Below are 12306 nucleotides of genomic sequence, written 5' to 3' on the forward strand. Positions count from 1 at the left end.
CACTGCCCCCTCCCCTACCCCACCGGTCGGCCATGTCACAAGTCCACCTCTGCCCTGTGACAGACGGGAGTAAACCTTGAGAGCGTCCGTTCCTTGTGCTCTCTACCCATCGAAGGGAGACCATGTTTCGCAGCATTCGTGTGGCGTTGGGCTTGCTCTTTGGGTCGTTCGTGCTGCTGGTCACTGTCACCGTAGCGGCCACCTTTGCCGTCTTTCTGGACATGCACTCGGCCTTGCTGTGCGACTCCGAGCATTGCGGTCCCACTTGTCACGGCTGCCAGATTCTGGATCCCGGGTTCCGCGTCAGCCATCTGGTGGCGCCGTTGCAGGTGCGCGAGCGGATCATCGGCACCCTGTGTGTGGGTTCCTCGGCGCAGCGGCAGTTCGATGCTGAGGATGTGGACCTGCTCACCCGGTTGGCCAATTCGAAAGCCCATGGGCCACATCCATGGCCACCAGCTTTTCATCGGGCCACCCCTTGATTTTGGTGGGGTTAAAAGCGAACTGGCGTGCCTCCACACAAATGGTGCGGGCGCGCCCATCACCCCCCGAGGCTGGGGAATAGGGATGGGCCAGACCATATCCCGCCTTTTTTGCAAAATTTTTAGGTTTCTCCTGCCGATTTTGCTGTACAATTGGCGGCAACTTCTTACGGCTTTTGTGGAGAACTGAGCAAACCATGTTTTCGTTGATCGCCGTCCTCGCGCTTTTGATTCTGGTCCTTTTGGTGCTTACGCTGGAGGCGTCCGCCGCTGGCGCGAGGGCGGTGTGGGTGTATGAGGTGAGACCTTAACCCCATCCCCGTCCTGAGGCTCAAAGGGCCGCTCTCGTGCGAGAGCGGCCCTTTTGCTTTATCCCATCCCCGAGGAGGCCCTATGCGCTCCGACCGCGTCAAAAAAGGCTTCGACCGCGCACCCCACCGCTCTTTGCTCCGCGCCACCGGCGCCATCCACGACCGGGCTGATTTCGATAAACCCTTCATCGCTGTGGTCAACTCCTATGCTGATATTGTCCCCGGACATGTGCACTTGAACGAGTTTGCCCAACAGGTCAAGCAGGCCATCCGCGAGGCTGGCGGTGTGCCCTTCGAGTTCAATGTCATCGCCGTGGACGACGGCATCGCCATGGGCCACGAAGGCATGAAGTTCAGTCTGCCTTCCCGCGAACTCATCGCCGACAGCGTGGAGACCATGATCCAAGCCCACGCCTTTGACGGCATGGTGCTCATTCCCAATTGCGACAAAATCGTCCCCGGCATGGTCATGGCCGCGCTGCGTCTGGACCTGCCCGCCATTGTGGTCTCCGGCGGCCCCATGCCTGCCGGGCGCACCCCTGAGGGCCAGGTGGTGGATCTCATCTCGGTCTTTGAGGGCGTAGGTGCTTATCAGGCCGGGCGCATCGATGCCGACCAACTGGAGCAGTTGGAAACCTACGCCTGCCCCTCCTGTGGTTCCTGTTCAGGCTTGTTTACGGCCAACTCGATGAACACCCTCCTCGAGGTTCTCGGTCTGGCCCTGCCCTTCAACGGCACCGCATTGGCCTGCACCCCCGAACGCGAAGCCCTGGCCCGGCGGGCCGGTCAGCGCATCCTGGACCTGGTGCGTGAAAACCTGACCCCCCGCCAGATCGTGACCCACGAGGCTATCGACGACGCCTTCGTTTTGGACATGGCGTTAGGAGGCAGCACGAACACCGTGCTCCACACCCTGGCCCTGGCCCACGAGGCCGGCATCGCCTACGACCTGCACCGCATCAACGCCGTGGCCGACCGCGTGCCCCACCTGGTCAAACTGAGCCCATCCGGCCCCTGGCACATGGAGGACCTGCACCGCGCCGGGGGCGTGCCCGCTGTGCTGGCTCAATTGCACGCCGCCGGGCTGCTGCACGCCGACCGCCCCACCGTGGCCGGGGGTACCCTGGCCGAGCAAATCCGGGACGCGGTGGTGCAGGACGACCGGGTCATTCGCCCGTTGGACGACCCCCATGCGCCCACGGGGGGGCTGGCCGTACTGTTCGGCAACCTGGCGCCCAACGGTGCGGTGATCAAGACCGGCGCGGTAGCGCCCCACATCCGCCGTCACACAGGCCCCGCGCGCATCTACGAAAGCCAGGACGACGCCATGCACGGCATCCTGGCCGGTGAGGTGCAGCCCGGCGAGGTGGTGGTCATCCGCTACGAGGGCCCCCGCGGCGGTCCCGGCATGCAGGAGATGCTGGCTCCCACCTCGGCCATCGCCGGGATGGGCCTGGGCGAGCAGGTGGCCCTCATCACCGATGGGCGCTTTTCCGGCGGTACCCGCGGGCTCTCAGTAGGGCACATCAGCCCCGAAGCCGCCGCCCGCGGCCCCATCGCGGCGTTGCAGCCCGGCGACATCATCACCATCGACCTGGACGCGCGCCGCATTGAGGTCCACCTGAGCGACGAAGACATCGCCCGTCGTCTCGCCGCCTTACCCCCCTTCACCCCCCGCACCCGGAGCAAGTGGCTGCGCCGCTACGCCCACTTCGTCACCAGCGCCGACCAGGGCGCTGTGCTCCATGAACCCAACGGTCGTTAGCCCTACCCTTATCCCAGGAGGTGTCTTATGTCCCCCCGTATGACTGGCGCGCAAATGTTGTGGGAAAGCCTGATTCGTGAAGGCGTCGAAGTGGTGTTCGGCTACCCCGGCGGGTCCATCATGCCCGTGTACGACGCCATGTTGGAATATCCCGTGCGCCATGTGCTCACCCGCCACGAGCAGGGCGCGGCCCACGCCGCCGACAGCTACGCCCGCGCGCTGCGCCACCAGCGCAAGGTGGGCGTGGCCATGGCCACCTCGGGCCCCGGCGCCACCAATCTAGTCACCGGCATCGCCACGGCGATGATGGACTCTTCCCCCGTGGTCTTTATCACCGGCCAGGTGGCTTCTTCCTACTTAGGCAGCGATGCTTTCCAGGAGATTGATGTCACCGGCGTGACCCAGCCCATCACCAAGCACAACTTCCTGGTCACTCGGGCGGCCGACATCCCGCGCGTAGTGCGCGAAGCCTTCCACATCGCCCGCACGGGACGGCCGGGGCCGGTGCTCATCGATTTGTGCAAGGACGCGCAGACCGAGGAAGCCGAGTTTGTCTGGCCTGAGACGGTGCAGCTGCCAGGCTATCATCTTCCTGAACAGGCCGACGAAGCCGCGTTGGAGGAGGCTACTCGTCTGCTGAGCCAGGCCCAGCGCCCGGTCATCCTGGCCGGTCAGGGCGTGCTCCTCTCCGGGGCCATGGAGGAACTGCGGGCCCTGGCCGATAGGGCCCAGATCCCGGTGGCGATGACCCTCTTGGGGTTAGGCGCCCTCCCCCTGGAACACCCTCTCTCCCTGGGGATGATGGGCATGCACGGCGAGTACTTCGTCAACATGGCTATCCAAAACGCCGATCTGCTCATCGCCTTAGGGATGCGCTTTGACGACCGGGTGACCGGGAAACTGGAAGCCTACGCCCCTCAGGCCCGCAAGATCCATGTGGAGGTGGACCCTGCCGAGATCAACAAGAATGTTCTGGTCGATGTGGCGCTGCTCGGCGATCTGAAGACCGTATTGACCCAATGGCTGCCCCTCGTGCCCGAAGCCCAGCGGCCAGCGTGGCTGGCGCAAATCGATACTTGGCGTGCCGGCACGCGACAACGTGATGTGGTCCGCCGAACCCAACGCCGTAGCGGCGGGCCGCTGCGCGGCGCCGAGGTCATCCAGCGCCTGTGGGAAGCCACGGTTGATCGGGATGTGATCATCACCACCGGGGTCGGTCAGCACCAGATGTGGACCGCGCAGTATTACCGCTTCGCTCAGCCCTATCGGCTGATCACCTCGGGCGGGCTGGGCACCATGGGGTTCGGTCTTCCCTCCGGGGTCGGTGCCGCCCTGGCGCATCCGGATAAGGAGATCTGGGTCATCGAGGGGGACGGCGGCTTTCAGATGACTCAGGCTGAAATGTCCACCGTAGTGCAGGAAAACCTCAATATCAAAATCGTGGTGCTGAACAACCACTACCTGGGTATGGTGCGCCAGTGGCAGGAGCTGTTCCATGATCGCCGCTACGCTGCCGTGTTGTTGCACAACCCCGATTTTCTGCAGCTGGCTGCTGCTCATGGCATCCCCGGGCGACGGGTGACACAGCGCAACGAGGTAGATGACGCCCTGGCCTTTGCCCGCCGCCAAAAGGGACCGGTGCTGCTCGAGTTCCGCGTTCCCGATGAGGACAATGTTTTCCCCATGGTGACCACCAACGACCCGCTGCACGCTATGATCCGCCGCCCGACGGAAGAGCACCTTGACGCCAAGTAACCCTCATGTGTTGAGATTTGTTGAGGAGGTACGGCCATGGCTATGCCCCATACCTTTGTCGTTTTGGTGGAAAACAAACCCGGCGTGTTGAACCGCATCGCCTCGTTGTTCCGCCGGCGCAACTACAATATCCACTCCCTGAATGTGGGAACCACCCACGACCCCCGCATCTCCCGCATGACCTTGGTGGTAGAGACCGCTCCGGAAAAGGCTCCGCTCATCGAGGCCAACCTCTACAAACTGGTCAACGTTATCGATGTGCAGGATGTGACCGACCGGCCTGCTGTGCGCCGCGAGCTGGCGCTCATCAAAGTGCGCGCGCCCCGCAGCGCCCACGCCGAGATCATCAACCTGGCGTCGGTGTTCCGCGCCAATATTGTGGATGTCACCCCGGAGACCCTGACCATCGAGGTCACTGGCACCTCTGAAAAGGTGGACGGCCTGATCCAAACCCTGGCCACCGTCGAGGTGCTCGAGGTGGTGCGTACTGGTGTGCTGGCCATGACGCGCGGCACGGTGGAAGGCAAACGTCATCTCCCCGGCGCTGACGCCGCACGCTAACCTGTTTTCTATGGAGGCCCGATGTTCTACGATCACCATGCTCAACCCGAACTGATTCGCCGGCGCAAGGTGGCCGTGCTGGGCTACGGCTCCCAGGGCCACGCCCACGCCCAAAACCTGCGCGACAACGGTGTGGATGTGCGCGTCGGCCTGCGCCCCGGTGGCCGCTCCTGGGCCCGTGCCGAGGCCGACGGCTTCCCGGTGTTGCCTGTGGCCCAGGCCGTGCAGGAAGCCGATGTGGTCATGCTCCTGCTGCCCGACACCAGGCAGCCCGCCGTGTACCGTGAGCACATCGCCCCCCATCTGCGCCCCGGCCAGACGCTCATGTTCGCCCACGGGTTCAACATCCACTACGGCACCATCCAGCCCCCCGATTTCGTCGATGTCAGCATGGTGGCGCCCAAGGCCCCTGGCCATCGGGTGCGCGAGGTGTTCGTGCAGGGCGGCGGCACCCCGGCTCTGCTGGCCGTGCATCAGGACGCCAGCGGCCAGGCCCGCGCCATCGCCCTGGCCTATGCCTGGGGCATCGGCACCACCCGCGCCAGTGTGCTGGAAACCACCTTCAAAGAGGAAACCGAGACCGACCTCTTCGGCGAACAAACCGTGTTGTGCGGCGGCGTCTCCGCGCTTATTCAAGCCGGGTTCGAAACCCTGGTGGAGGCTGGATACCAGCCCGAGCTGGCCTACTTCGAGACGCTGCACGAACTCAAACTCATCGTGGACCTGCTCTATCGCGGCGGCCTGACCTACATGCGTTACTCGGTCTCCGACACCGCCGAATACGGCGACTATGTCTCCGGCCAGCGGGTGATCGGTGAAACGGTGCGCCAAGCCATGCGCCAGATCCTGGAGGAGATCCAGAGCGGCGCCTTCGCCCGCCGCTGGATTGAGGAAAACGAACAGGGACGTCCCTGGTTCGAGCGCCAACGCCGGGAGGCCGCCCGGCACCCCATCGAGCGCGTGGGCCGCCGCCTGCGCGCCATGATGCCTTTCCTCGATCCCGTAGAAGTGGACCCCGACCAATGGACGATCGTCTCGCCTGCCCAACCCCAAACCGCTCCCCCACCCCAGGAGGACACCCCATGAGCACGCAACTGCCCCACCCCAACTATGTGCGCATCTTCGACACCACGCTGCGCGACGGCGAACAATCGCCCGGCGCCACCATGACCTCGACCGAGAAACTGCAAATCGCCCGTGCCTTGGCCCGGCTGGGTGTGGATGTCATCGAGGCCGGCTTTCCGGCTGCTTCGCCCGACGACCTGGAGGCCGTGCGGCGCATCGCCATCGAGGTGGGCAACCCCGACCCCAAGCAGAACGGCCACCGGGTGCCCATCATCGCCGGCCTCGCCCGCGCGGTCAAAAGCGACATCGACGCAGCCTGGGAAGCCGTGCGCCACGCCGCCCATCCGCGCATTCACACCTTCCTGGCCACTTCGCCCATCCACATGCAGTACAAACTGCGCATGACGCCGCAGGAGGTCGTCCAGCGGGTGCGCGACATGGTGGCCTACGCCAAATCCCTCTGCGATGATGTGGAGTTCTCCCCCGAAGACGCCGGACGCAGCGACCCCGAATTCCTCTACGAGGTCCTGGCCGCGGCCATCAAGGCCGGGGCCACCACCCTCAACATCCCGGACACCGTGGGCTACACCACCCCCGAGGTGTTCTACCGGCTCATCAAAGGCATCATCGAGAACACCCCCGGCATCGATCAGGTGGTGGTCTCGGTGCATTGCCACAACGACCTGGGCCTGGCTACGGCCAACACCCTGGCCGGATTGATGGCCGGAGCGCGGCAGGCCGAGGTCACCGTCAACGGCATCGGTGAGAGGGCCGGCAACACCGCTCTCGAGGAAGTGGTCATGGCCCTCCGGGTCCGGAAGGATGTTTACGGCCTGGAGACGGACATCGAGCCTTCCCAAATCGTGCGGGTCAGCCAGATGGTGTCCCGGATTACCGGCATGACCGTGCAGCCCAACAAGGCCATCGTAGGGGCCAACGCCTTTGCCCACGAGGCCGGTATCCACCAGGACGGGATGCTCAAACATCAGCAGACCTACGAAATCATGCGCCCCGAGATGGTGGGCTGGCCCAAGTCGCGCCTGGTGTTGGGCAAGCACTCGGGTCGCCATGCCCTACGGGTGCGCCTGGAAGAACTGGGCTATCGCCTGAGCCGCGAGGAGTTGGACGAAATCTTCCAGGCCTTCAAGCGGCTGGCCGACCGCAAGAAGGCCATCACCGACGCCGATTTGATGGCCCTGGTCTCCGCCGAGCGCGGCCTGGCCCCCGAAGAGGAGCGCTTCCACCTGGAGGCCGCCCAGGTGGTGGCCGGGACGGGGATGCCCTCGGCCACGGTGCGGCTGCGCGGGCCCGACGGCCAGACGCACATCGCCTCGGCCGTGGGCACCGGCCCGGTGGACGCGGTGTACAAGGCCATCGAACGGGTGGTGGGCGTGCGCCCGGTGCTGTTGGAGTATGTGGTCAACGCGGTTACCGAGGGCATCGACGCCGTGGGCGAGGTCACCGTGCGCATTCAATCCCCCGCCGCGGAAACGCGCCCATCCCCTCAAGGGGACGTACGACCGCGTACCTTCGGCGGCTACGCTGCCGATACCGACATCATCCTGGCCAGCGCCCGCGCCTACCTCACGGCCATCAACAAGATGCTGGCCGCGCGTCAGGGCGCAGCCGCCCCGACCGCCGAGCCCAACCGGCCCGTCGCGGCCTGACGCCCGGGAGGAGGCCCCCATGACCCCGCCACGCACCTTGTTCGACAAAGTGTGGGACGCCCATGTAGTGCACCAGGCACCGGACGCCCCGGCCATCCTCTACATCGATCTGCATCTGGTCCACGAAGTGACCTCGCCCCAGGCCTTCGCCGAGTTGCGGCGGCGCGGCCTGACCGTGCGCCGGCCGGATCGCACCGTGGCCACCATGGACCACAGCACCCCCACCCGGGCGCCGGACCTCCAGTTGGCCGACCCCCAGGCCCGTGAGCAACTGCTCGCCCTGTCGCAAAACGCCCGCGCCTTTGGTGTGCCTCTCTACGACCTGGGGCATCCCCAGCGGGGCATCGTGCATGTGCTCGGCCCGGAACTGGGGCTGACCCAGCCGGGGATGACCATCGTGTGCGGCGACAGCCACACCGCCACCCACGGCGCCTTCGGCGCGCTGGCCTTCGGCATCGGCACCACCCAGGTGGGCCATGTGCTGGCCACGCAGACCCTGCTCATGCGCAAGCCCCGCCCCATGCGGGTCACCTTCACCGGACGGCTGCAGCCCGGCGTCACGGCCAAGGACATGATTCTGGCCCTCATTGCCCACATCGGCACCGACGGCGGGCGGGGGTATGTCATCGAATACGCTGGCGAGGCCGTGTGGGCGCTGGACATGGCTGGGCGCATGACTCTGGCCAACATGAGCATCGAAGCCGGCGCCCGCGCTGGGATGATCGCCCCCGACGACACGACCTTCGCCTATCTGGCCGGGCGGGAGTTCGCCCCCCAGGGCCCCGCCTGGGATCGGGCCCTGGCCTACTGGCGCACCCTGGTCTCCGATGAGGAGGCCGTCTTCGCCAAAGAGGTCACGCTGGATGTCAGCACGCTGGAGCCCATGCTCACCTACGGCACCACGCCGGGGATGGCTATTCCCGTCACCGGCCGCGTGCCCGACCCCGCCGCCGAACCCGACCCGGCCAGGCGGCACTTGCTGGAAAAGGCCCTGGCCTATATGGCCTTGCGCCCCGGTCAGCCGCTGTTGGGGCACAAAATCGATTGGGTGTTCGTCGGCAGTTGCACCAACGGTCGGCTGGAGGATTTGCGGCAGGCGGCACGGGTGCTGCGAGGGCGCAAGGTGGCCCCCGGCGTGCGCATGGTCGTGGTCCCCGGCTCCGAAACCGTGCGTCGTCAGGCCGAGGCCGAGGGCCTGGACCGCGTGTTCCAGCAAGCCGGAGCCGAATGGCGCTACTCCGGGTGCAGCCTGTGCATCGCCATGAACGGCGACCGTGTGCCGCCCGGCCACTACGCCGTGAGCACGAGCAACCGCAACTTCGAGGGCCGGCAAGGCCCTGGCGCCCGCACCTTTCTGTCCAGCCCGCTGACCGCGGCCGCCAGCGCCGTCGAAGGTCGCCTCGCCGATCCCCGCCGCCATCTGTAAGGAGCTTCGCCATGCAACCTTTCACCCGTCTGACCTCGCCTGTGGTGCCCCTTCCGCGCGAAGATGTCAACACCGATGACATCATCCCCGCCCAGTACCTCAAAGGCACGACCAAGGACGGTCTGGCCCAGGGGCTTTTCGCCCGCTGGCGCTACCGTCCGGACGGCGCCCCGGAGCCGGACTTTCCCCTCAACGCYCCACAGTACGCCGGGGCCCGCATCCTGCTCACCGGGGCCAACTTCGGCAGCGGCTCCTCGCGGGAGCACGCYGTGTGGGCCCTCACCCAATGGGGCTTTCGGGCCATCCTGGCGCCTTCCTTTGCCGATATCTTCTACAACAACGCCGTGCAAAATGGCCTGCTCCCGGCCCGTCTGACGCCGGAGCACATCCGCGCCCTGTTTGCCTGGGTGGAAACGCACCCCGGCCAGGCCGTGACGGTGGACCTTGTCGAGCAAACGGTGCGCCTGCATGACGGGGAGACGATGCCCTTTACCGTGGACCCCTTCGCCCGCACCTGCTTGCTGGAGGGCATGGACGAACTGGACTATCTGTTACGCCATCTTCCGCAAATCGAGACGTACGAGCGTACCCACGGCAAGGGCGCGCTCACCATTCCGGCTACGACCATCCAACCGGAGTGACTGCCATGCATGCTTCTCTGGTTTTACTTCCCGGCGATGGCATTGGTCCCGAGGTCATCGCCGCTGCGCGACAGGTGTTGGAAGTAGTCGCGCAGCGCTTTGGCCATCAGTGGGCCATAGAGGAACACCCCGTTGGCGGTGCCGCCCTGGAAAGTCACGGCACGCCGTTGCCCAAAACCACCCTGGACGCCTGCCGCAAGGCCGACGCCGTGCTGTTGGGGGCGGTGGGCGGCCCGCGTTGGGACGATTTGCCCCCCGAACAACGACCGGAGCGCGGCCTGTTGGCCCTGCGCCGAGGACTGGAGACCTTTGCCAATTTGCGGCCGGTGCAGGTCTGGCCTCCGCTGGCCGACCGCTCGCCGCTCAAAACCGCGCGCGTCCAGGGGGTGGACTTTGTGGTGGTGCGCGAACTCACCGGCGGCATCTACTTCGGCCCGCGCCAGGAGGCTGAGGCTCAGGCCCCGGCGTGGGACACCATGCGTTACACCGAACCCGAAATCGCCCGCATCGCCCGCCTGGCCGCCCGCCTGGCCTACCAGCGGCGGGGCCTTCTGGTCAGCGTGGATAAGGCCAATGTGCTGGCCTCCTCGCGGCTGTGGCGGCAGGTGGTGGACCGGGTGGTGCACGAGGAGTTCCCCGGCGTGTGCCTGGAACATCGCCTGGTGGACGCCATGGCCATGGACCTGTTGCGCCATCCGGAGGGGTTGGATGTGGTGGTCACGGCCAACCTCTTTGGCGACATCCTGACCGACGAAGCCGCGGCGCTTACCGGCTCCTTGGGCACCCTGCCCAGCGCCTCGCTGGGCGCCGCCCAAAACCGCCACGGCCTCCCGCGCGGGTTGTACGAACCCATCCATGGCAGCGCGCCCGATATCGCCGGGCAGGGCATCGCCAACCCCAGCGCAGCTATCCTCAGCGCCGCGTTGCTGCTGCGCCATAGCCTGGGGCTGGAACGCGAAGCCCAAGCCGTGGAACGCGCCGTGCAGGCCACCTGGGAGGCCGGTTACTTTACCCCCGACCTGTCCCCCATCCCGGAGCAGGCCTGCACCACGGCCGACTTTACCGCCGCCGTGATGCAGCACCTCATCGAGGGGACCAACGGCCACGGCTGACCCCCTGGGCGAATACGCCTCTCGGATCGCCGTCCCTCCCCCAGAATCTGTGCCCAAGCCCTGGGGGAGGGACGGTGTTTTCCGGCAAAGGCTCGCAGGCCCCTTGCCCAGGGGTATAATAGGGGGCACGGTTTGCCCAGTCTGCTCGTTTAGGAAAGGTGGATGGACATTTTAGGCGTTGGCTTTCCCGAACTGGTTCTGTTGTTTGTCATCATCTTGCTGGTCATGGGCCCGGAGGACATGCAAAAGGTGGCCCGTACCATGGGGCGCTGGCTGGCGCAGGTGCACCAATCGGAAGTGTGGCGCAGCCTGGTTCAATTGCGCCGCGAGACGCAGCGCATCTTCTACCAAATGGAACAGGAGGCCAGTCTGAAGGACATGCGGGAAATCGAACGCACCTTGGAAAAGGAGTTGCGCCAGGCCGTGGTGTTCAACAAGCCCATGGATGCGGGGGGGGCGACAAACGAGCCCCCGGAAGGCAGCACGGGTGAGGCGGCGCCTTCGGAACAGGCGTCCTCTGCGGATGGGCCGGAAGCCCCCGCCGCCGGGGAAGAGCAAGCCCCTCCGCCTCCTGAGGTGGTTTCATGACCAGATTGCGCAAAGTGCTTCGCGGGTTGCTCCGCGTGCTTTTTGCCCCCATCTGGCTGCCCTGGCGGGCCATTCGGGGACTGGCCCGCTGGCTGTATCGCACGCGCCGCCGTCTATGGGAAGCCCTCACCGCCGAGCCGGAGGAGCGCCCGTTGCCTGATGTGCTCCAGGCCACCTTTGAGGAGCCCTCCGCGGTGCTTTATCACCTCAACGATTTGCGGCGACACTTGTTGCGCGCGGCGGGGGTATGGGTCTTGATGACGGCGGTGGCCTTTGCCTTCACCCCCCGCCTGATCGACTTCCTCGCTGCGCCCATTGGAGGCATCCATCATTTGCAGGCCATCGAGGTCACAGAGCCGGTCATCGTCTTCGTGCGGGTGGCTTTGCTGGCGGGGTTTGCCTTTTCGCTCCCCTACATCTACTTCGAACTTTACCTCTTCGCCGCTCCCGGGCTGCGCCCCCGTGGCCGCATTCTGGGTCTGTTAGGGATGCCCTTCGTGCTGATCTTTTTCGTGGGTGGGATGGCCTTTGCCTACTATGTCATGCTCCCCGTCGCCTTGCCTTTCCTGCTCAACTTCATGGGCATCCCCACCCTACCGCGTCCCGCATCGTACATCAAATTCGTGACCTCCCTGTTGTTTTGGGTGGGCGTGGCCTTCGAGTTCCCGCTGGCGATTTACCTGCTGGCGTCGGTGGGCTGGGTGCGCGCCGAAGACCTGGTGCGCCACTGGCGGGTAGCCGTGGTGGTGATCGCCGTGCTGGCCGCGGTCATCACGCCCACGGTGGACCCGGTGAACATGCTCCTGGTGATGGCCCCCATGATTGTGCTCTACCTTTTGGGGATCGGGCTGGCCCGCCTAGCACGGTTGTAGGCTTTCTACCTGTCCCTGGTGAGGCCTTCCTTTAAATAACCTATTTTTGACGAAACGAAAG

11 protein-coding genes are annotated in these 12306 nt (G+C 65.6%); all 11 read left to right on the forward strand.

Annotated features, from left to right (window positions below; translation table 11 throughout):
- Positions 1-122: 122 nt before the first annotated feature.
- The 11 genes from G4O04_00985 (at position 123) to tatC (ending at position 12245) form a co-directional block, all read left to right on the forward strand.
- A complete protein-coding gene (locus G4O04_00985; GenBank protein ID HEY57121.1) occupies positions 123-482 on the forward strand; it encodes a GAF domain-containing protein in 360 nt (119 codons plus the stop codon).
- Between the two features lie 393 nt (positions 483-875).
- Positions 876-2558, forward strand: coding sequence for a dihydroxy-acid dehydratase (gene ilvD / locus G4O04_00990; GenBank protein ID HEY57122.1), 1683 nt, complete (start codon positions 876-878; stop codon positions 2556-2558).
- 27 nt (positions 2559-2585) lie between these two features.
- The gene (gene ilvB, locus G4O04_00995) at positions 2586-4313 is read left to right on the forward strand and encodes a biosynthetic-type acetolactate synthase large subunit (protein ID HEY57123.1); all 1728 of its coding nucleotides are present in this window, start codon (positions 2586-2588) and stop codon (positions 4311-4313) included.
- 42 nt (positions 4314-4355) lie between these two features.
- Positions 4356-4874: an acetolactate synthase small subunit gene (gene ilvN, locus G4O04_01000; GenBank protein HEY57124.1), complete on the forward strand. Its 519-nt coding sequence runs from the start codon at positions 4356-4358 to the stop codon at positions 4872-4874.
- Positions 4875-4895: 21 nt separating this feature from the next.
- On the forward strand, positions 4896-5960 hold the full coding sequence (ilvC, locus tag G4O04_01005; GenBank protein HEY57125.1) for a ketol-acid reductoisomerase: 1065 nt from the start codon (positions 4896-4898) through the stop codon (positions 5958-5960).
- On the forward strand, positions 5957-7606 hold the full coding sequence (locus G4O04_01010) for a 2-isopropylmalate synthase (protein ID HEY57126.1): 1650 nt from the start codon (positions 5957-5959) through the stop codon (positions 7604-7606). Before ilvC ends, G4O04_01010 begins: the two co-directional genes overlap by 4 nt.
- Positions 7607-7625: 19 nt before the next feature.
- A complete protein-coding gene (leuC, locus tag G4O04_01015; GenBank protein HEY57127.1) occupies positions 7626-9032 on the forward strand; it encodes a 3-isopropylmalate dehydratase large subunit in 1407 nt (468 codons plus the stop codon).
- Positions 9033-9043: 11 nt separating this feature from the next.
- The gene (gene leuD / locus G4O04_01020; protein HEY57128.1) at positions 9044-9673 is read left to right on the forward strand and encodes a 3-isopropylmalate dehydratase small subunit; all 630 of its coding nucleotides are present in this window, start codon (positions 9044-9046) and stop codon (positions 9671-9673) included.
- Between the two features lie 5 nt (positions 9674-9678).
- Entirely contained in the window at positions 9679-10785 is a 1107-nt protein-coding gene (gene leuB, locus G4O04_01025; GenBank protein HEY57129.1) for a 3-isopropylmalate dehydrogenase, read from the forward strand.
- A gap of 162 nt (positions 10786-10947) precedes the next feature.
- Positions 10948-11373: a hypothetical protein gene (locus G4O04_01030; GenBank protein HEY57130.1), complete on the forward strand. Its 426-nt coding sequence runs from the start codon at positions 10948-10950 to the stop codon at positions 11371-11373.
- Positions 11370-12245: a twin-arginine translocase subunit TatC gene (gene tatC, locus G4O04_01035; GenBank protein ID HEY57131.1), complete on the forward strand. Its 876-nt coding sequence runs from the start codon at positions 11370-11372 to the stop codon at positions 12243-12245. The genes G4O04_01030 and tatC overlap by 4 nt, the downstream gene beginning before the upstream one ends.
- Positions 12246-12306 lie beyond the last annotated feature (61 nt).

This window comes from Anaerolineae bacterium, from assembly GCA_011176535.1.
Lineage (GTDB): Bacteria > Chloroflexota > Anaerolineae > Anaerolineales > DRMV01 > DUEP01.